16 protein-coding genes are annotated in these 22480 nt (G+C 37.9%); 7 read left to right on the top strand and 9 right to left on the bottom strand.

Annotated elements, in window-relative coordinates:
* Position 1 precedes the first annotated feature (1 nt).
* Both I3259_RS14225 and I3259_RS14220 read right to left on the bottom strand, forming a co-directional pair.
* Positions 2-3730, bottom strand: coding sequence for a YdbH domain-containing protein (locus tag I3259_RS14225; RefSeq protein ID WP_238030214.1), 3729 nt, complete (start codon positions 3728-3730; stop codon positions 2-4).
* Positions 3731-3908: 178 nt separating this feature from the next.
* Positions 3909-4766 (bottom strand): DUF4344 domain-containing metallopeptidase, encoded by an 858-nt coding sequence (locus I3259_RS14220; protein ID WP_238030213.1) that lies wholly within the window; start codon positions 4764-4766, stop codon positions 3909-3911.
* Between the two features lie 272 nt (positions 4767-5038).
* On the opposite strand from I3259_RS14220, the gene I3259_RS14215 reads away from it, so the two are divergent.
* Positions 5039-6988: a CHASE3 domain-containing protein gene (locus tag I3259_RS14215; protein WP_238030212.1), complete on the top strand. Its 1950-nt coding sequence runs from the start codon at positions 5039-5041 to the stop codon at positions 6986-6988.
* Positions 6989-7064: 76 nt separating this feature from the next.
* Here the strand turns inward: I3259_RS14215 and I3259_RS14210 are convergent, their stop codons facing one another.
* Positions 7065-9803, bottom strand: coding sequence for a bifunctional acetate--CoA ligase family protein/GNAT family N-acetyltransferase (locus tag I3259_RS14210; protein WP_238030211.1), 2739 nt, complete (start codon positions 9801-9803; stop codon positions 7065-7067).
* 311 nt (positions 9804-10114) lie between these two features.
* On the opposite strand from I3259_RS14210, the gene I3259_RS14205 reads away from it, so the two are divergent.
* On the top strand, positions 10115-11803 hold the full coding sequence (locus I3259_RS14205; RefSeq protein ID WP_238030210.1) for a GGDEF domain-containing protein: 1689 nt from the start codon (positions 10115-10117) through the stop codon (positions 11801-11803).
* Between the two features lie 56 nt (positions 11804-11859).
* Here I3259_RS14205 and I3259_RS14200 read toward each other — a convergent pair whose 3' ends face one another.
* Positions 11860-12369 (bottom strand): hypothetical protein, encoded by a 510-nt coding sequence (locus tag I3259_RS14200; RefSeq protein ID WP_238030209.1) that lies wholly within the window; start codon positions 12367-12369, stop codon positions 11860-11862.
* Between the two features lie 197 nt (positions 12370-12566).
* On the opposite strand from I3259_RS14200, the gene I3259_RS14195 reads away from it, so the two are divergent.
* Positions 12567-13451, top strand: a complete 885-nt coding sequence (locus I3259_RS14195) for an SPOR domain-containing protein (protein ID WP_238030208.1) — start codon at positions 12567-12569, stop codon at positions 13449-13451.
* Positions 13452-13767: 316 nt separating this feature from the next.
* Positions 13768-14763: a D-alanine--D-alanine ligase gene (locus tag I3259_RS14190; RefSeq protein WP_238030207.1), complete on the top strand. Its 996-nt coding sequence runs from the start codon at positions 13768-13770 to the stop codon at positions 14761-14763.
* 80 nt (positions 14764-14843) lie between these two features.
* On the opposite strand, the gene I3259_RS14185 is transcribed toward I3259_RS14190, so the two are convergent.
* Entirely contained in the window at positions 14844-15812 is a 969-nt protein-coding gene (locus tag I3259_RS14185; protein ID WP_238030206.1) for a tyrosine-type recombinase/integrase, read from the bottom strand.
* A 214-nt stretch (positions 15813-16026) separates the two neighbouring features.
* On the opposite strand from I3259_RS14185, the gene I3259_RS14180 reads away from it, so the two are divergent.
* Entirely contained in the window at positions 16027-16386 is a 360-nt protein-coding gene (locus I3259_RS14180) for a DUF3319 domain-containing protein (protein WP_238030205.1), read from the top strand.
* 54 nt (positions 16387-16440) lie between these two features.
* On the opposite strand, the gene I3259_RS14175 is transcribed toward I3259_RS14180, so the two are convergent.
* Both I3259_RS14175 and I3259_RS14170 read right to left on the bottom strand, forming a co-directional pair.
* Complete coding sequence (locus tag I3259_RS14175) at positions 16441-16953, bottom strand: RimK/LysX family protein (protein ID WP_238030204.1); 513 nt, start codon at positions 16951-16953, stop codon at positions 16441-16443.
* 80 nt (positions 16954-17033) lie between these two features.
* Positions 17034-17660 carry an HAD family phosphatase gene (locus I3259_RS14170; protein ID WP_238030203.1) on the bottom strand — a complete coding sequence of 209 codons (627 nt, stop codon included), beginning with the start codon at positions 17658-17660 and terminating at the stop codon, positions 17034-17036.
* A 121-nt stretch (positions 17661-17781) separates the two neighbouring features.
* Between I3259_RS14170 and yciH the strand changes: the two genes are divergently transcribed.
* On the top strand, positions 17782-18105 hold the full coding sequence (gene yciH, locus I3259_RS14165) for a stress response translation initiation inhibitor YciH (protein WP_238030202.1): 324 nt from the start codon (positions 17782-17784) through the stop codon (positions 18103-18105).
* A 62-nt stretch (positions 18106-18167) separates the two neighbouring features.
* Here yciH and I3259_RS14160 read toward each other — a convergent pair whose 3' ends face one another.
* A complete protein-coding gene (locus I3259_RS14160) occupies positions 18168-19199 on the bottom strand; it encodes a choloylglycine hydrolase family protein (protein ID WP_238030201.1) in 1032 nt (343 codons plus the stop codon).
* Between the two features lie 165 nt (positions 19200-19364).
* A complete protein-coding gene (locus I3259_RS14155) occupies positions 19365-20678 on the bottom strand; it encodes a hypothetical protein (RefSeq protein WP_238030200.1) in 1314 nt (437 codons plus the stop codon).
* A 232-nt stretch (positions 20679-20910) separates the two neighbouring features.
* On the opposite strand from I3259_RS14155, the gene dtpA reads away from it, so the two are divergent.
* Positions 20911-22362: a dipeptide/tripeptide permease DtpA gene (gene dtpA, locus I3259_RS14150; RefSeq protein ID WP_238030199.1), complete on the top strand. Its 1452-nt coding sequence runs from the start codon at positions 20911-20913 to the stop codon at positions 22360-22362.
* Positions 22363-22480 lie beyond the last annotated feature (118 nt).

Below are 22480 nucleotides of genomic sequence, written 5' to 3'. Positions count from 1 at the left end.
CTTATTCTTGAATGCCAAGTTGTTGTTTAATTTTAGCCACTAAATGTGATGAATAAATCATATCTTTTGAGCGTAATAATTTAGGGATATTGTCATTTAAGTTGATGTTTAAGTGGATTGGTCGCCCATTTTGGAAGTCTGGATTTTGACCTTTTATTTTTGTTGTTAATGAAAGATCACCATTTTTAGCGTAATCAAAGGCAAGAGCAATACTATTATAATGGTAATTTTCTAATACCTTTGCAATATTGAGCGGACTTAACACATCTGCTTCTTTAATTTTTTTATCGATGCTTGATCCTTCAATATAGCGCAAAACGCCACCGGGTTTACGGGTATCGAGCGAAGCGTTGCGTATCACGATACTGCCATTTTCAAGCGCAATAGGAATAACGCCATCCACCTTACCTGTTAGCTCTATATTGTCTTGATCGGCAATCGCCATAACCCGTGTTAAATCAATTCCCGTTATCTTCAAGGGAACTTCTTTAATATTACTAAGGCTATTGATAGTGAGTGGTGTAATAGTGACATTACCGCCATAAAGTTCAGTTGAGCCATGTTCAATATGGTAATACTGTTTTGCTGTATCAAAATCAGCAACAAAACGAGGGTTTGACATCGGAATACCAACATCAAGATAATCGGCTGAGATTTCCAGAGGTGATTGTGTTTTCACATTAGAAGCAATGAGCGCTAATTGTACATTGCTATGAACGTTACCAAAGCGATAGCTTTCATACGCACCTGTAATGCCTTTGCTTGATAGTTCAATTGAGCCAGTAATTTGTGCGTTTTTATTTATATTAATATCGGCACTAGTGGTTAATTGACCTTGAGTAATATTTAAATCAATAGGTAAGATTGGAATGTAGTAGTTTTTGAGATCTTGCTCTGGCGTAAAGTTGAATGTGTGACGTTGTAACTTAACATGGGAGTTACCAGTATCAAAATTAGACTGTAAATCAATATCCGCAAATAAAGCCTGATTACTGTTTTTAAACTGGCTATTAATAGTCAGCTCTTTACCCAGTAATTGGATATGACCATCACTATAAATTTTACCAAGCTTTAATTGGTTACGTTGACCACTTAACACAATATTGTAATCCGATTTAATCATCAGTGGCTTTAATGGCTCATCTTGACTAATCAGTGTGTTGTTATCTTCAGTATTGTCAGTGACAACCCGTGTGTTGGTGTTATTGAACTCTTGACGTAAAGGCACAATAAAATTGGATGTAGTACGGTGATCTGGTTGTGATATCGCTGTTACTAACGCAATATTACCTCTCAGTTGTGTTTCGATATGATAGCTAATTCCTTTTTTATAAGGCGGTCTATTGTTGTATTGTTGGGAATTCCAAGTTTTTGATGATGAGGTGGTATCGTCAGACTTAAGATTTTCTTCCATGTTTGTTTTAGCAACTTGCTCGTTAGCTGTTAGCTTCAGATCTTTGCTGAGATAAAAGTTATTGATATTAATACCTAAATCTGCGCGATAACGACTCAACGATGGATCTGAATAGTTATTGAGTTTAGCTTCTTCTTGACGATTTACTACAAACTCAGAATTTAGTGAGGCTTTTGTTTCTGCTGGCTGATAAATGGTAAATGTACCAACCGTTGCTTGTTTATTTTGAGTATATAGCCCAACTAACGAGTCTAAGTGGAAGTTAATGTTTTTACTTTGGCTTTTTTGTAAGCTTGGAATACTTTTCACATCAACATTCATCATAGAAATATTGTTGTTACCCATTTTTGCAACCAACAGGTTGTTTGCCCACGTTGCCACCATTTTCGTCCGAAAACTAAAGTCTTTAATTAAGCTATTTGGCATAGGATAGATCTTATGAGCTTTAGCCTCTATTTCTGCATTGATATGACATTGCAGGTTTGGGTAAAGGCAGTTAAGTTCTTTAAAGTCTAAATGGACCGCAGATTGTGTTCTTTTATTAACAAAGCTAATTTTTTCGCTGTCATCTTTTAATATGACGCGTAAAAGTTGATCGTAGAAATTGACGTTAAAATCAATCTTACCATCACTGATCATTTGAACATCAGCTAATTGTTTATTCTGTGGTTGCTTTGCATCGGCTTTCTTGAATAAACCAGCAGGAAGTGCGTATTTGTTAAGAGAGATCTCGAAAGATTCAGGTAATTCGAAACCTACATCATAATAAGCAGTAGCCAGTTTATTGTTAATTAACATACTACGGTTTTTGGGCGCGTCAGTCGGTGCTGTCGTTTGATTTGCCCAAAAACGTAATGGCCCATTAATTTTTGCGTCAGGTAGATCAGTCAATCCTATTCGATCAGTAAACTCTTTGGTGTCTTTAAAGTTTGCATTACAATTTAAGTACTTAGGTAATGGCTGTTTAAAAATAATAATAGAATCACAGTCGAGTTTGTTACCATCGCTGCGTGTTAAATTCGTATGCACACGAGCATCGATTTTCGTGAGGTGACGTATAGTAACATCAAGATCGTAAGGGTTTGGCGCAAGAGCCTTACCACGTACAATAAACTTTGCTTTTGTTCGTGTTTCCTCTTTGATATTGAGATCTTTTGCTTGCTGTTTAGCTTTATTGGCTGCGTTTTGCTTATCAATTTGTTTCTGAGTGATCAGTGTCTTTTTTGTTTTAACCTTTTTCTTTTTTGGTCTGGGGGTGACAGTACCGTCAGCATTGGTGAGTGGCGTTTCTAACACCACTTTCGCATCTAGAATTAAATCTCCATAAGTAAATGATTTTACTTTAAATTTATGCATGGGTAATTGAGCTAGGTTGGCAATGGTTTGCCCTAAGTGGTAACCCTTGTTATCAATATCCGCACGTTCTACAAATTGAGGTAAATACTTAGGTTCTTCAATGTGGAATTTATTTGTAGTTAAGACCATTGAATCCATTGGCTGGTGGAAGTCAATGGAAAACCCAAGTTTAGTAATGATCTGCTTTTCTAAAATGGAGTACAAGGTTTCCCACTCTGGAACTAAAGAGCCAATGTGTATTTTCAGTGGTGTTGAATCTTTTTTCCATGCAATAGAAAAATCCCCGTCATTGAACGGCAGACGATAATGAGGAGAAGGGTTGTAATTAGGAAAAAACAAGGTGATCACGCCATGTTTTACTGTGCCAGATAAAGCGATATTAGGATCACTATTAAAGTTTACGTTAACATCTTCTAGGATCTGAATTGCGTTGGGCCAACCACTAACACTGTTAGTATGTAGTGCTGATGCAGTTACTTTTCGGGCATGAGCTGAAAAACGAAAGGGTGTCTCAAAATGAGTAAATTTGAAATCAGCATCGTAAAAATGAATATAGTTAAGTTGTACGTTGTTATCTTTCAGCATTGATTTTGCTGCAGGGGGAAGCTCTAGCAAGGTTTTTGTTGCGACTACGTGATAAGAGATATCACCACTTGTTTTATCTCGACGACGTTGAAGAGATAAGTTTTCAAATTCTAAATTAGTGTCGTTAATACTGACGGAAATTTTCTTCGCAGTGATCCCATGCTTGAAATGTAAGCCTGAAACATTGTTTAGATGGATCCCTTTACTGTTTAGCCAGATAGAAAGTAGAACCGGAGGAAGTGTTGTAAAGAGTAAAAGAGTCCAAAAAATAAAGCGGCGGAATCGCTTAGGGCGCGAAACCGCTTTCGGATGATCGTCCTGAATTGTGTGCAAGTCTTGTTCTGCATTATTATCTTTTTTACTGTCATTCGACATAGAACACAAATTCATCCATAAAGTAGAGACACTATGTAAATCGTTATCATGTTATTGATATTAAAGATTATAGCCTTATAGTAAAGTGATAGTTTTTTACTTTGTCATATTTAGGTTATTTATAGCTTTAAATTTAGAGCTGCACTAAACATATCATTTCAGGTCAGCTTGATCGTTGTTATTCTGCAAGATAATGCTGCCAGCCTTGATTAATAACAGAAAAGTATTCAGGACAACGTTCTTTTTGAAGTTGGCGTTCAGATACCGGTAACTCGTCAAAAATACGTTGATAACGATTAGGGTTACTACCATACACTAAACATAAGATATTATAGTAACGTTGTAAGTCTAAACTGTGTTCGCTGACGAAATCAGCATCATCAAAGCTATCAATTTCTAGATCTTCTAATGCAAATAAGTCGGCAGAATTCATCGCTATTTCATCTCCCCGAGCAATATCGTTCAGTAAAAGAATCGTCGCAAAGTTATCAACGGAATCTTCTTCTTTACCCAAAATAGGTATAGCTCTATCGGTAATATAAGCATGACCAATTTCATGTAGCAACGTATGTAATAACGTATCTTCTGTTGCTTGATTAAGCTCTCGTTGATTGCTAATCAAACCTTTGTTTTTAAATCGTTGACGGGCTTCAATGACGAATTGATAGGGAATATGGATTGAATTTGTCACAGGATCAAACAGTGGGCCATCTTCAGATCCGAATACAATCAGTAAACTGGGTGAGAAAATAAAACGGCGTTGGCTAAGTTGCTTAATCGTTTCAAGTACAGGGGATTGCTCAATAAATTGTTCTACCTGTTGTTCTCCAGTCTTTGATGGTAAAAAGCGATAAGTGATTGTTGGAGCAGGTTCAAGTGCTAATCCGTATTGATCATCAACAGGAATGTTAGTACCAATATTTTTAGTGGTTCCTGCATAAGCATTATGTGCTAGAAACAAAAAAACAATGATAGTGGCGAGTAAATATAAATAATGATGTGGCTTATATTCCTCAGTGTGTAGATAGATATGCACAGTAACACCTCACATATTCCAGTTAACTGTCTTTAAAGTGATAATTATAGTGTATGAGGCGACGTTATTAGATAAATATGCTAACTAGTTAAAATTAATCTTATCAATATTTTTAATATTCTCAGATATAAAACAAATCTCCATGATTTATTAATCAAATGCAACTAATTGCCTATAATAAGTAAGGTTTTAGACTCGGGAAGTTAGGCGATCATCGAAGTGATTACCGCCCTATCTGCCATTATTGCTCAATAATTAAAGGCTAGTAAATTATGGATATCTCCAATTTTTCAATAAGGACTAAATTACTGATAGGTAATGGTTTCGTCATATTATTACTCGGGATTTTATTTACCATTGTATGGAGTGCGATTAGTACAATGGAGAAAACATCAAAAAAAGTAGAGCATACTTATAAAGTAATAGACCATGCGAATGCGCTTGTTAGCGCGATGGTTGATCAAGAAACAGGGTTGCGTGGTTTTGCTATTGGAGGGCAGCCAGATTATTTAGAGCCTTACGTGAGTGGTAAAGCAGACTTTAATGAAAATTTAAATATTGTTAAGCAGTTAACTAGTGACAACCCAGCACAACAAAAGAGGTTTGATAAAGTTGCAAGCGGTGCAACAAGCTGGCAAAACTATGCAGAAAAGATTATTACATTACGAAAAGATATTCAAAGTGGCGAGTATGCAACTAGTGAAATCAATGAACTGTTAAAGTCAGGCTTAGGTAAACAGTTGATGGATAAGATCCGAATAGAAGTGGAAGATCGTCACTTTGGTTATCAAAGCCCTGATATATTACAAGCGTTAATTAATATGGAAACGGGTTTGCGCGGTTACATTATTAATAAAAATGAATTATACCTAGAACCATATTACGCAAGTAAAAAAGAGTTAGATAAACTCTTTCGAACTAACGATTTTGAAGCTGATAATGTTAATGCTTGGATTAATAATTACGCGGAAGTTGCAATTAGGTTGATAAAAAACGAACGTAATTACAAGGTAATGGATGATTTATATCAAGAGCTTGCACGTAAGAAAGGCAAGATCTATATGGACGAACTCCGCACTCGGGTTAATGATATTATTACTGTCGAAAAAGATTTAATGCAACAACGTAAAATCTCGGCAGAGAATGCTGCGGATTTAGCAGTCAAAGTGATTATTTGGGGAGGGATCATTGCTGCAATATTAGCATTTACCGTTGGTATCGCGATTTCTAAAACGATAACAGGACCAATAGGGCGTGCAGTTGATGCTGCAAAAGAGCTGGCTAATGGTAACTTAGCGATTCACATTCAACCAAGTGGAAATAACGAGATTGGCGTATTATTGACAGCCTTGCAAACCACGGCAGATAGTCTAAAAAAGATCATTATTAAAATGAACAATGCGAGTAACCAGCTTGGTAATGCTTCTGATAATTTAATGACTATTACGACCCAAACAAGCCAAGGTGTGAAAGAGCAGCAACAAATGACTGATGAAGTAGCAGTTGCTATGAATCAAATGTCGATGTCGGTACAAGAAGTTGCGCAGAATGCCTTTTCTGCCGCACAGTTTGCTAACGAAGCGAATAATGAAGCTCAATCGGGGATCGTTATTGTAAATGGAACGATTGAAAGTATTCATCAACTTGACGAAGAGATAAACCTTACTTCAGTGCGCTTGAGTGAGTTGGTACATGAAACTGAAAATATTGGCGGCATTTTAGATGTTATTCGTGCTATTGCCGATCAAACGAATTTGCTAGCGCTTAATGCAGCGATTGAAGCTGCTCGAGCGGGTGATCAGGGGCGAGGTTTTGCGGTTGTTGCAGACGAAGTAAGAGAATTGGCTAAACGCACGCAAGACTCAACCACTGAAATTCAAACATTAATCGAAAAAGTACAGCTTGGCACTAATGAGTTAGTAGGCAGCATGGATAAGAGCAATATTTTTGTGAAAGAAAGTGTTGTGAATGCGACCAAATCAAGCGATGCTTTTCGTGTGATTAGTGAATCTATCGCAAATATTAATGATATGAATACTCAAAGTGCTAATGCATCAGAAGAACAAAGTACAACAACAGAAGAAATCAATCGAAATATGGAAGCTGTAAATGTGATTTCTCAGCAAAGTGCTCAAAGTGTTAATGAAACTGTAAAATCTACACAAGAATTATCTGATTTATCTGCTCAAATGCATCATATAATTCGTCAATTTAAGGTCTGACGGTAGATTCTTAATATAAGCAATAAAATTAAAAAGGCAGCAATTTGATGATTGCATCGAATAGCTGCCTCGGAGATTAGCTATCTTTTTTGTCAGTAAGTGGAAGTAGCATTTCAACAATGCCATCTTCTAGTTGTACATCAATACTAAAACCGACTTTCTCTGCAAGATGGATCATCCCACGATTAGATGGCATCGTCATTCCTGTTAAATATTGTAATCCACGTTGTTTACTGTATCTCACTAACTTGTCCATTAAGATACTGCCAAGCCCTAATCCTTTCATATCCGAGCGTACTAGAATCGCAAACTCTGCATCATGGTTTTTAGGATCGGATAACGCCCGAGCCACACCTAAAACAATGTCTTCTTTCTTATTTGTATCTGGGTTGATATTGGCATTCGGGGCAACGGCAACGAAAGCCATCTCACGGTCGTAATCTATTTGCGTAAACTTAGCGAGTGCTTCATGGTTTAGTTCACCGACATCAGAGAAAAAGCGCTTATAAAGATCTTCAACCGAAACTTTAGACATAAAGGTTTTATGTAACGGTTCATCTTCAGGCAAAATAGGGCGCAATAACAAGGTTTGACCATTTTTGAGCACACAACTTTCTTCGTACTCTTTAGGATAAGGACGTATTGCGAGGCGTTTTTGTTTATCGCCACAGAAAGATTGAATATCCATAGAAGCATCTAACACAGTTAGATCACTACCGCTGATTAATAATGGATGGATATTAAGGGCTTTGATCTCAGGGCAATCGATGATCAATTGTGAGATCTTAACCAGTAAATTACATAAGGCTGGAATGTCTATTTTCTCTAACGCACTGCGCTGTTTGATTTTTCCTGTTTTTAGTGCATTGATCACCATATAACGAGCTAGCGCCATATTTAACGGTGGGATACCGACAGCAGCGTCACGGTGGATATCCCAATGGGCATTATCTTCCCCCATTAAGATCACAGGGCCAAAGATTGGATCATTGTGTACATCGATCCGCAATTCTTGAGCGCCAGAACGATCAGCCATACGTTGTACTAACAATCCATCAATACGTGCAGTAGGGTAAAGCATCGCCGCTCTATCAAAGATAGCTTGCGCTGCGGTTTCAACTTCTGCTGCGGTGCGTAGATGAAGCACAACACCATGTATTTCTGATTTATGTCGTATATCTGGAGAACGTAGCTTAACCGCTACGGGATAACCGATTTGCTCAGCAATATGAACGGCTTCTACGGCATCAAGTGCAATCCATGTCGGAAGGGTATTAAAGCCATAACATTCTAAAATTGGGCGAGCTTCATGCGTTTCTAAATGATGAATATTATTTGTCAGCATCATATTCACTAATTCATGGACTTGATGTGAGTTATGATTGTCATAGCCAATAGAAGTTGGCGTTTCCATCAGTTGCTTTTGGTTACGTCGGTATTCGACTAAATGCATGAAAGCTGAGACCGCACTTTCAGGTGTGCGATAGGCTGGAAAACCCGCTTCAGTAAATGTTTTTCTGGCTATTGCTGCTTCATTTTCACCCGCCCAATTAGTCAAAATATTAAATCGTTTAGTGCGAGGATGCTGGTGGAGAGTCTCAACAAGTGCATTTGCGGTTGCTGTATCGGGCGCAATCGCAGATGGGCTGTGCATGATTAATAAAGCATCAAAATCATCACTGTCTAATAGGATCTTAATCGCCTGTTGGTAACGCGTTATATCAGCGTCGCCAATAATATCAATAGGGTTAGAGTGAGACCAACATGAGGGTAAAACAGCGGAAAGTCGATTAGTTGTTTCAGGACTGAGTTGGGCAAGCTTTCCACCGCGATCAGAAAGCGCATCAACAGCCATAATTGCTGGCCCACCACCGTTGGTTAAAATCGCTAAGCGCTCACCTCGTAATGGTACTGAGTGAGCAAGTGTTTCAACCGCTGCAAACAGTTCATGAGTATTATTTACCCGTAACATACCAGATCGTCTAATCGCAGCATCATAAACCGCATCTAAACCAATATCACCGCCGGTATGGATATGCGCAGCAGAGCTGCCCGCTTGGGTACGGCCACTTTTTAATACCAATATTCGGCGGTTACGTGCTGCAGCCCTAGCGGCAGACATAAAGCGTCGTGCATCTTTTACTGAATCAATATAAAGCAAAATTGCTTCTGTTTTAGAATCTTGGCACAAGGAATCTAATAACTCAGCAAAGTTAATGTCACAGGCATCACCGAGTGACAAAAAAGTAGAGAATCCAATACTCTTATTTTTTGCCCAATCTAAAATAGTGGTACATACTGCAGCAGATTGAGAAATAAAGGCAATATTTCCTTTATTAGCACTAATAGGAGAAAATGATGCGTTTAAGTTTAACCATGGTAAGATCAAACCCATACTGTTAGGACCGATTAATCGCATTCCGTATTCTTTGGCTTTCGCCAACATTTGATCTTCAAGGCTTGGTAGCTGGCAGGGAGTAAAAGGGGCTGGATTTAATTGTGAATGATTCATGCCAGCGGCAAGAATGATGGCTGCTTTAACTCCTTTTTTCCCCAGTTGTTCAACAATATCAATATTTAACTCAGCTCGAGTACATACAATGGCCAAGTCGGGGACTCTGGGTAGGCTAGCAATATCGGGATAAGCAAGGATACCTGCGACCGCATCATATTTTGGCGTGACAGGCATGATAGGACCGCGGAACTGACCGGATAATAGATTACGAATAACCACATTACCGGCACGTAAAGGATTATCAGATGCGCCAACAACAGTAATTGATTTTGGTTTGAGTAAGCGTCTCATCCCATCCATGATTGATAACCCTTATAGTTAATAGATAAACTCTTTCTTTATAGAATAAACCTGAATCAGATAAGATGGAAAACCTTGCCAAAGAGCTGTGATCTAACCGCAATAAATTATTAATAAGTTATAATAAAGCAGGTTACTAAATATTGATATTAGCCTAGAAAATTGGGCAATTTGCTCGGCGTGTTACATGGGTATTCCTTTTTTGGTATCTTGTTGTTTTTATTTAATTTTTGTTACAGTTTCGGTTGGCGTATTTTTAGTTGTTGAATTATTCTACTTTCTCATAAAATAAGAAAAGAATAATAATATTTATGCTATCTAACTTTACTTTCCACTATCAACCCAGATATATCAACGGCGAAATCTCATCTTATGAAGCGCTACTATGTGCTACCGAACAATCGATTAATATTCAAAACTATGTCTACTCTATAGAAGATACGGTGAGTTTTGATCTTATGGTTATTCGTAAGGTACTTGAGCAACGTGCAGTGCATTACTGTGCGTCAAAGATAAGTATTGCGATTAATATTTCAATTAACAGCTTGATTAACGATGATTTTATTGAGCAATGTAAAGAAATCTTCGCTGTTGATAAAAATATTATATTAGAATTAACGAACCATGATACGTGTCATGATTTTCGTCAAATTCAAGCGGCAATTGCTGAACTAAGAGCAGTCGGTGTGAGTTTTGCACTGGATGATTATGGCAAAGGCTATATCAATAGTGAGATGTTGCTTCATCTTGATGTCGATTACATTAAATTAGATAGAAAACTGATTGAGAATATAGATCAAAGCTATGTCGCATATTCTTTAGTTAGAACAACTTATGAAAAAATAGCTAAAGTATTAGGCAAAAGAATCATCGTTGAAGGAATAGAAACCTTTGAACAATTGAATTTGCTAAAGCAGTTTGGAGAGATGGAATACCAAGGTTTTTATTTTTCAAAACCGTTACATGTAGATAAACTACAACCTACAAAGTCCTTGCCAGTTAATGAAAAAGGGCAACAGTCTTTATGCCTAGCACTTGATCAGGCTATCTATGATCTTAATCGCGCTAAAAGCCCACTAGAAGTAAGAGCAGCAATAGAAAAGCTAACGCAAATTGATCACTATAATATTATCGGTGTGAGTCCCAATAGTTTTGATGTTTATGCAGAGCAACAAAGGATCAACGAGAACTATAAAGAGATCTTAGAAAACTGTAATAGTGCGCCTTCTTTACTGATGTCATCACTGATTAGTACCTGTGATGCCTTTGTCATTATTCGTGATAATCAAGGTAATGCGATTTATAACAATCAAAAACATATTGATTATCTTAATATGGATTTAGTTGATGTACCTGTTGAAGATGTATGTCGAATATTTCCTGACTATCGAACTTGTTTAGCCCTTGATCAAGAGTTACTTAATGGCGATAGTTGTTTTATCACATCGAATGAAACGGTAGAAACAGAGAGTGGTAATCAGCTTTTTCATACTTACCGCCAAAAATTGACTCACTTCGGTAAAGACTTTGTTATTTGCAGTGTTTATGAAGATAACGGTAAAATTTCTATTGATAGTTTGACGGGGTGTTTTCAAAAAGAGTACTTAGAATCAAGTTATATCAGGGAGCATCAACGATTGGTGTTTATCGATCTTGATGGATTTAAGCCTATCAATGACCTCCACGGACATAGCAAAGGTGATGAGGTGCTACGTGACTTCGCTTATACCATGAAAGCCATGTTGCGTGAGAACGATATAATGATTCGTTTCGGTGGTGATGAGTTCATAGTGCTTTTTGATAGTCAAAATATTGATATTGTTAATAAAAGAATGGAAAAAATACGTCGTGGTATTGAAGAGCATTTTTCCACTCAGGAGTTATATCTGAGTTTTTCATATGGCATTGCCACATTAGAGCATGGTGCTAAAAATGCGCTTGAAATTGCGGATAAGAGTATGTACGAACAGAAATATACTCGAAAATTGGTTAAGCAATAATAAAAAAGAGATCATAACGATCTCTTTTTTGTTTTTATTCAATAAGTAAGAAGAATTTATACTTGGTAACGCGTTTTATCACCAATATCAAAATGTAACGGCATACGCCACTTACTAAATGCAGCTACGCCTAATAAGATTGCGCCAAGCATTGCACAAGCAATAACGCCAGCAGGAACATTTAAAATTAAGCAGAACCAAAAGCCAGCCAGAACTACAGGAGTAAGTAGTAGCGCTTTAATTTGAAAACAAAAGTATTCTTTGACTGAAAGTGCACTAAATACAAATAAAGCTGCACCTAATGCTAATGGTTGCCATAAATCAGCAATAAGCCAAATAGCAGCAAATAATCCTGCACCTTGAATTAACCAACGGAAGCGTTTGTCATAAATGTGGACAGTTGTTGAAGCTAATAGTGCAACAATAACTAAGAAAGGAGTAGCTTGTAGTGTTTCGTATCCAATAATGGCCATGATAAGTGCTGCAACCGTTAATGCAGAACGATAAAGTATGACCGTTAGTTTATCCAACCCATCAAGTTCGCATTTAATATGGGGATCTGCCATGATGACTCCTAAGGAAAAAATGTAATAATAAGATTATCCATAGTTTACGTTGTCTTAAGCCCAGTGAGAACGTGAACACGCTAGCATATATTGATGATGTTTGATCTAACGTAAGGTTATAGTTGATTGGTGAATAAAGGCACGGCAAAATACTGTTAATGTTGTCGCGACACTTTCCGTTAGGTCTAAATCCAATTATGAAAAAAATCTTCACTATCAGCATGCTAGCTGCACTGACTGGCTGTATGTCTACACCTCACACTCAAGCGCCAGTTGAAACAATTAATAAACCCATGGTGAAAGAGACCATGAAGCCTATCGATACCGTAGCGGAAGTCGATGCTAGTGTCGTGTCTGAACCTTTATATTTATCAAGTGATTCGGTTGCCATTAGTGAAAAACAACTCCCAACAGAAACAACACCTTCTGTTGAGCCCGCAGTGACAACGACTCAAGATACAGATACAACAGCAACAGCAACAGAGCCAACTCAAAAAGTAGCACACGCAGATCAGGTTCAAGAACCCAGTGATATGGTTGATATCGTAGGTGAAGATCATCAAGTTTCAGCGCAACGTGCTGTCGAAAATACACAACATGAAAATGATGTAGAGACGACAGCAGCAACGGCAGTAACAACAACGGTCGAGCAAGCGACAGAAAAAATGGCTGAAAGCACGCCAAAGGTAGAAGCTGAAAAGCAACAAACGAAAGAAGCAACACAGCCTATCGATGATACACAAAATGCGGTTAATCAAGAGACTACCACTGAAGAAACGGCAGTAGGAGAGAAAACTACAGCAGTTAAAGGATTTAGCATTCAACTATTAGCTATGCGTGAAGCAAATGAATTCAAACCTTATTTAAGTCAGTTACCAGCGGATCAACCCGCATGGTTAAATGATAAGAAGATAAATGGCAGCAGTGTTTATACCTTGTTATATGGTCATTACAGTGACTATGAAACGGCAAAAGCGGCACTGGCTGCAATGCCTCAAAAACTGGTTAACTCTGGCGCATTTGTTCGTAATCTTTCAGATATTGAAGCAACACAATATCCAACATTAGAACGTATTCGTTAATCATTTGAGATAACAGATTGTATGGTTAAAAAGTCATTTATCACGGTAAATGACTTTTTTATTATCAGAAATTCAGCAGATACATTGTATGCATATGTTAGTACAGCGTTAGAAGCGTTGATTTACTAAGCAAGTAACGAGCAAATTTAAAATAAATCATGATTAGCGATAACAGAGGGTGCACAGTATCGATTTTTTTGATTACTATGTTATTCACACAGACTTTGACGATTTGCATTGGTTTTATTTGTATCAAAGTTATTAATTATTTCACGTTAGCAACATTGAAAGCTAACGGCGTTTACAAGGGATGATGATGAGTTCTATCCATGTTTTATTATTATGCGGTGGCGGTAGCGCTGAGCATGAAGTTTCTCTCGTGTCAGCAAACTTTATTGAAGAGCAGCTAAAAACGATCAGCGGTGTTACTTATACTCGTGTTGAGATGACTAAAAATGACGGTTGGTTAGATGCAGAAAATCGTCCTTGTGAGTTAAACTTAGATAAAACATTGATTGTTGGCGATCAAGAAGTTGTGATCGATTACGTTATTCCTTGTGTTCATGGTTTCCCTGGTGAAACGGGCGACCTGCAATCTTTACTGACACTCGCTGGTCTACCTTTCTTAGGTTGTGGCGCAGAAGCAAGTACAAATTGCTTTAATAAGATCACAACAAAGCTGTGGTTTGACGCGTTAAATATTCCTAATACACCTTACGTTTTCCTTAGTGAAAATGATGATGCAGCACATCAAGAAGCACGTGACGCGTTTTCTAAGTGGGGCAAAGTGTTTGTTAAGGCTGCTTGTCAGGGGTCTTCAGTTGGTTGTTACTGTGTAACGACAGAGCAAGAATTAACTGATGCAGTTAACAATGCATTTGGCTATTCAGATCAAGTGCTTATAGAAAAAGCCATTCGCCCACGTGAATTAGAAATTGCGGCTTATCAATATGGTAACGAATTAATTATCACTAAGCCGGGTGAAGTGTCCTGTCCAACAGATAAGTTTTATAGCTACGAAGAGAAATACAGTGCAGATAGCGTATCAACCACTATGGTTGAAGCAGAAAACTTAACGGCAGAACAAATTGACGCAATTTGTGGCTTTGCACGTAAAGCGTTTGTACAAATGAAGCTGAAGGATTTATCTCGTATTGATTTCTTCCTAAGCGAAGATAACGAAATCCTATTAAATGAAATCAATACTTTCCCAGGTATGACACCAATTTCGATGTTCCCGAAAATGCTCGAGCATCATGGTCATAAATTTGCTGATTTTATTGAGCAAGCGATCAAAAACGCAGTCAAGTAACGTACTCACTGCTAACACGAAAGCCCATAGACTTTAAGCTTCAGAGCTGGTGGTTTATGGGCTTTTTTGCTGGTGGATGATTATTTATTGGTGTTTTTTTTCGCAAATTTCTTTAATTCACTGTCACGTTTACCGCGTTGGCCTATATATTGCGCGGGCATAGCAGGACTACGCCAACGTCCTTGATGTTGAATTTGACTAATAGATAGACCAGAGTCGGCTAAATCTTGACTTGCACCAACACGAGGGGATTGACCAGAAAAAATCACATCTGCCGGTAACTCTAATTCTTGGCTTGCACGACGGAACACACGATAAATAGATGAGGGATCCAGCGGTTTATCGCCAATGTTACTGTGTCTATCAATACGTCTAAATACAAAGCTGTCCATAATCATGCCAAGCGTTAACCAGCGTTGAACAGCTTTCGAGGCTAAATCACTAAGTGCAATAATGCGATCCTTCACAGTGATGTTGATTAAGCCCGAATTTTCTATTTCAATGTCGTCAATTCTAAGTGCTGCAACTTCAGAACGTTTTAACATCGCCTCGAAGGTAATAGCCCAAATAGCCATATCACGCACATCTTTGGGTTTTGTGGAGAGAGCAAAGGTATCAAGTAATGCCTGTAAATGGTTATCTCTAAAGCCTTGTGCATGAGTGTAATCATCGTGTTTATCTAATCGTTGCTTGTGCATGGCGAGCTTAATTTCTTGGCTCTGGCATGGATTAGGTAAAGCATGACATTTATGAACAAGCCCAATGGTGACAATGTAACGTTTAAGGCTAGCTAATTTACGTGACTCTGCCATTTTTTCAATAAAACGGTGAACCGTTTCAGCTGATGCTGGCAGTGGCAATACTTTGTTTGTTTCACAGAAAATTAAAAAGTGGTTCCAATCATTTTTAAATGCAACCAGCGTATTTTCTGCATAGCTTCGATGCGTGAGTGATTGCCAAATGCTAATACTATCTGCCACGTGGCTAAATTCTACAATACTAGTGGCGCGTTTTTCATCACAATCAATAACTGGAACTTTCTTAGCCATAACTCAGCACCTAATGCACTATAACTTTATGTTTTAAACAAATTATAACACTAGATAATGAACAAAGCATGCAAACTTTAAACATAAGCCGCTTTAATAACATTAAAATACTAGTCATTAATAAAACATCATGGTTAAATTAATCCGCATTTATTAACAAATGATAACCTTGTTATCATGATGTTGGACTTAAAGTAAAACAAGGATCAACAGTATGAAAAAACGGATTTTTCACCGTGGATATACTATTGAAAATACAACGGGCGTTACCAACGAATGGAAATCAGCAATCAAAGGTAATCCTATCAGCGGCACACTGACTGAAATAAAAAAAAGTGTTGATTGGTGGTTAGACATGAGTACATTCATTCATCCTCAGAAGTTCTCATCTCAATCCTCAAAGCCAGTATCTAATGTTTCATCTGAAAACTATCGTGGTTTTATTATGCGTAACGATACTGGAAAGCCTAACGAATGGTATTTGCTTTTAAGAGGGCAGTTATTAAAAGGTAATGCAACATCCATTAAGCAGTACCTTGATAAAGTCATCGAGAAACAATCTAAAACGCAATAAACGACAAAGCCTGCTAATTCAGCAGGCTTTGTTTTAATCGTTGCGTTTTATTAACTAATCGTCAGCATCAGCTTTTGTAACATCTACAAGGTAATCACCTTCAAGCCAATTTCGACCAATTAATAGTTTGTATTTTAATTTACTACGATCACGTAAGTTAACAGGAATTGCTTTACTCTGACCATTCCAAATCAGATCCATTACAACGGCATAACGACGTTCGACACCTTGCGCATTGCGAATTTTACTTACTTTAATAATCTTAGCGGTATGAGTGACTTCCTGACCTAATTCATTTTTGGTAGTGAAAGTAATCTTGTGCCCTAAGTTATCGTGCATAGTTTGCTTGCTGTTATCTTCCTCAGCTTTTCCGTCTATTTTGATATTGTAAGCATTAATAGATGTTGTGTTTGCACCTGTATCAATACGAGCTTCGTAATTAATACCAAGATCATTTACCTTGATAGTTTCAACTGGACCAACAATAGATTTTCCATCACATTGTGGGGCGGCAAAAGTTGTTCCTGAGGCAAGCAACAGTACTGCAGAGATAAGAATGTTTTTCACACATACTCCTGAAACGAATAATAATCTATTGATAATAGACTGGATACATCCTTATTGGTTCAAGTGATTGTTAAAATTAATTAAAAAGCTTGAATTTTAGGGTTAAACATTGCAAGTACTTCTTCTATTTCTCTTATACAGCCCTGCGTTGGCGTAAAATGCACCGTATTAAACCCGAGTGATTTAGCTGTCTGAATATTAGGATAATGATCATCAATAAAGAGACATTCATGGGGATTTAGATGATAACGTTGACACAGAAGATGAAAGATTTCAGGCTCAGGTTTCATAGTAAGCTCTTTACCTGAAACAACACCACCGTCAAAAAATGAAATAAAATGATGCTTTTCGTATAAGGTTTCAAAAAAGGCACTACACATATTGGTTAGGTAGTAGATAGGGTAATTTTTATCTAGTAATCTAAAAAATAATGCCTCTGTTTCTGGCATTTTTTCCAAACTTAATTGTATATGGTTAATAAAATCTTCCATGCGTTGGCATGAAATACCCGTACGCGCTGCGAATTTAGGAATTTCCTCGGCTAATAGCATGGTTCCACGGTCAAGCGCTAACCAATCAGGATGGGCGAGTACTTGTTCCATTAGGATATTTTGTTCATCTACAGATTGAGTAAAGGTTTCTACTATTTTCTGTGGATCCCATTGAAATAACACTGCACCAAAATCAAATATAACGTTCCGAATCATAAGCTGTTCCGTTTAGTGTTCTTTTCTTGATAATATTAGCTGAAAGCGAATTAGCAAGGTTCATGTATGAACTTGAAAGCTTATTCACAATAACCACGCAAACAATGAGACTAATTGCATAATGAATGATAACAGTCGTTTAGTTTTCTCAACCGAAACCGGTCGAATTAAAGAAGAAGCAGTAGCACCTAAACGCCCAAAAGGTGATGGTATTGTCCGTATTCAGCGTGAAACTAAAGGTCGTAAAGGCAAAGGTGTTTCTATTGTAACGGGCTTGGATGTTGAAGATACCCAATTAAAATTAATTGCTGCCGAGTTGAAGAAAGTGTGTGGCTGTGGCGGTTCAGTTAAAGATGGCAATATTGAAATTCAAGGTGATAAGCGTGATATCATTAAGGCGCATCTTGAGAAGAAAGGACATACAGTAAAATTAGCCGGTGGCTAATTTAGTATCTAGAAAGAGGCCATTGATTGGCCTCTTTAAATAAACCCAAATGCTATTTTAGATTATGACTTCTGTGAAAAATTTCCGGTTAGATCTTTGTAAGTATGTGTCAATTCCATATCGATCACTTTAGGAGCGGTTAGTCCTTTTAAAGCCTCAACAATATTTACTTTCATTTGCTGTGGAGAGAGATAGGTACGGAAATAATAATCTTTATTTTTGGTATCAATCACAGATGTCCAAACAGTGTAATCATGAAAGATACCGTGCTCTGAAACTTCACTGACTATGCCTTTGGGAATATCAAACGCATTTAAGATATGGAAAGCATGAAAAACGCCTTCTTCTGCATTTCTTGAGGGAATAGACAAATTAACAAATGCAGCAGCCCGCAGGAAACGACTTGGTGAAGTATAGTCGCCAGGTAACCCCATTAGGCCAGATCCTTGACTGATAGGAGAAAGGGTCATGCCATTAATGGTGACAGGTTTCATGTTCTCAGGCGATAAGTTAATGTAATTGCGAATATGCGTTAAATGCCAATCAAAAGATGGTGGGTTTGTCATTACACCTATTTCATTATCGAAAATAGTTAAACCGTTGTCGCTATATTCAATAACAATGGCATCGCCATTCGCATCCACGACACTATAATGAAGCGGGGCAAAGCTTTGAATTTCTTTTATAAATGTACCAACGACAGAGATTTGTTGTAATCCTTGTTTGACATCTTCAACCGTAGCAAAGTTTGCTAATATATAGTTACCGAGTTCTTCACTTGATACGGATTGAGATTGGTTCTCTGGAGATAATTCTGAATACTTAGCAAATCCCGCAAAATAAAATGCGCCAAAGTACAATCCTTTTTCATTAATACCATCAACAATGATATTACGTCCTAAGGCGTTTGCACCGCCAAAGCCATATTTAGCTTTATACACTAAGCCTGTTTGCTTATTGTCGCCAGACAAAGAGTGAATTTCAGTGCCAGCGGGGACTATTGCGATATTAGAAAGAATGTCAAAACCGAATTCCATGGTTCTAGCTGGAATAGTGACACCATCTTCGCTTTTTAAAATTATGCCTGTACACATTTTATTACCCTCAAACAATTAACCGTATTAACAATAGAACAATAAATATAAAAAAAACGAGGGATAGAAAAGTTTGTGATAGTTAAGGCAATATTATCTATTGATGATATGAACACAGAAAAAATCAGGTACTTCAGAATGCTCTATAGTACCTGATTGGTCTATTTACTCTGGGCATCCAGCATCAATCATCGCTTGAATATGTGTACCGTAGAACGAACCGTTTCCAACCCAACCAACAGGATCTGGAGAAATAGCAGTACCGGGCATAGTTTGATTAGCTGCATTTCTTAATACTGTATTGCAATATTCAAAGGATATACCACCGATCTCATGGCAACTCGCGCACGCACCATCGCCAAGTTCGGCAAAGGCAGGTGGATTTGTCCACCCTTGGGCGGATAGAGGTTGATATCGGACATTGGGATCAATATCGTAATCATCTGAAATATCAATTGGAGTATCAGGGTGAATTAAGAAAACGTTCTTACCCCTATGGCAGTCAGTACAATTTTCAGCGAGGTTATCACCATTTTGAATATCCGAAATTTTAAAGGTTAAATCTTCACCTCCTGTAATTCTTCCGCCTGTTTCTTTACTAATATTATCCCAAAAACACGCTTTACCCGTGGTTTTGCTTTGGCAAATGATACCAAGAAATTGTATATATTCACTGCCTGAAGCACCTAACCTCCAACGAGGTAATGCCATACACGCTCCGGCGACATCAGGATCTTCATAGGCATAAACTTCGGTTCTTCGGCTGGCAAGAAAATCAGTGGTTGCTGTGCCTTGATGTACCCATAAATCAGAACCCCAATCGGGTGGAATAGGCACATCATTTTCACGGCAAGTCGCAGTATAATCGTCAGTCGTTTCTGGTGGGATCAATATAATATGAGTTAACCAAGAACGCTGATTTAGAAACTCAAATAGCCAGCTGTAATCACCTAAGCGTGAAATAGGGAACAGGTGATGTGTTTGTTTGCGGAATAAACGAAAAGAAGGGAAGTATTTATCTTGTGTCGCTTTATCAGCATTGCTTAACATTGCATCAATCATACTATTGGAGAATAAGACCTTATCAACCTCATTCTTTTCTTCGAGGTCTTCAAATGCCTTATAAGCCTCGTTAAATGTATTTTGCTGTTCCTCTGTCAAAATCGGTAACACATTATCAACTAACGTGTCTTGCATAGATAAAACCTGATCTTTATCTAGCGTTAACTCGTTACCTACAGCGTCATACAGCTTATCGTAATAACCGCTTGATATATCACTGATTAAAAATTTAGGCTCAGATTCATCCGCAGGATCAGTTTCAGCCTCTGGTGTGGTGGGAAGTTGCTCATCAAGTGTAGGAGTATCACCTGTTGGTGTATCAACAGCCGCTGTATTTGTTGTGTCATCAGAACTTCCACCACCACATCCTGAATAGGCTAAAGAAGCTAATAACACAAAAAGTGTCGAGTACTTCATCAATCATTCCTGTACTTATTGTTGCAGAATCAATTACAGAAAGGATAGTGAGCTATAAAAAATCGAAAATCGCATAATTAAGAATCGAGGTAGAGAAACAGGAATGTTCTATAGTGAAGGTGTCATCTATAGATAAAATCTAAAATAATGCCGTGACATAAAAAGCGCTTAACTAAGTAGAATACTATGTTGGAACGGTGACTGAAAATGCCTAAAAATAAAGAGAATAGACATGTCAGAACTTAACGTTTTTAAACAACCCAAGCCGTTTTATCTCATTTTTTCAATCGAGTTTTGGGAACGCTTTGGTTTTTATGGTATGCAAGCCATTCTTACCGTCTACTTGGTCGATGTACTCGCGATGTCAGAAGCTGAGTCGTTTACCTTGTTTGGTGCATTTTCAGCCTTGGTGTTTGGTTCTATTGCTATTGGTGGCTGGGTCGGTGATAAAGTTATAGGCACAAAACGTACCATCGTGTTAGGTGCAATTGTACTCATGGTAGGGTATGGGCTATTAGGTATTTCGGCTTCAGATGAATTTAATAGTAAAGAGCTTATTTTTATTGCGATGGGGTTTATTACTATCGGTAATGGCCTATTTAAAGCGAATCCATCCAGCTTATTAGCTAAAGTATATGAAGAAAATGATCCGCGACTAGATGGTGCATTCACCATGTATTACATGGCGATTAACCTCGGTTCGTTTATCTCAACATTACTTACACCGTGGATATCTCAGCAACTTGGTTATGGTGTTGCGTTTGGCGTTAGCTCAATTGGTTTACTGATCACCATCGCCAATTTTCTTGTTAGCCGTCGCTTGGTCAGTGACATAGGTTCAGAGCCAGATAAAAAGCCGATTAATTATCGCAATTACCTTTTTGTTGTTATAGGAACGGTGCTATTAGCTTTTGCAAGTGCCTACCTGTTGCAACACATCTTTTATGCCCACCTCATCCTTGCTGTTGTTGGTGTTACCATTGTGACGTTATATTTTAAAGAAGCATTGCAAACAACAGGGTTAGAGCGCGCAAAAATGATGGTTGCGTTCGTACTCATGCTACAAGGAATTGTCTTCTTTGTGCTGTATTTTCAAATGCCGACCTCGTTAAATTTCTTCGCCATACACAATATTCACCACAAGATCTTTGGTATCGAAGTACAGCCAGAGCAATTTCAAGCACTCAGTCCATTTTGGATCATGATTTGTAGCCCAATACTCGCCATGGTTTACAACAAAACGGGTGAAACGTTTTCAATGCCGTATAAGTTCGCTCTAGGTATGGTGTTATGTAGCTGTGCATTTCTTATATTAACTTTGGGCAGTCATTATGCAGATGCTAACGGCATAATGAGTTCAAATTGGTTAATACTTAGCTACTTATTACAATCTCTTGGCGAGCTATTAGTCTCAGGATTAGGGCTTGCGATGATAGCCCAGTTAGTGCCACAACGGATGATGGGATTCGCAATGGGTATGTGGTTTTTAACATCAGCAACCGCAGCGGTTATCGCAGGGTGGGTTGCGACATTAACAGCCGCGTCTAAAGGTGTAACCGATCCACATACAACGTTAGAGATTTATGGTGTGGTATTTAAAGAAATCGGCGTTATAACCGGGATGATTGCCATAATTACATTAATTATGGCACCTAAACTCACTCGCGTTATACAAGGTAAATAATCAGTTACGCGATTTTACAACATGTACACTGGCAATAAGACATCATGGTTTTTACAAAATACATAATTATATGGTCCGCCTCATCCTAAGCCGTTAGGCTTAGGGTAGGCTTTCAAAG

The sequence above is a fragment of the Photobacterium sp. Ph5 genome (genome assembly GCF_022129445.1).
GTDB lineage: Bacteria > Pseudomonadota > Gammaproteobacteria > Enterobacterales > Vibrionaceae > Photobacterium.
The sequence above is the reverse complement of the archived record's forward strand: the minus strand, read 5'-3'. Positions and strand labels throughout refer to the sequence as shown.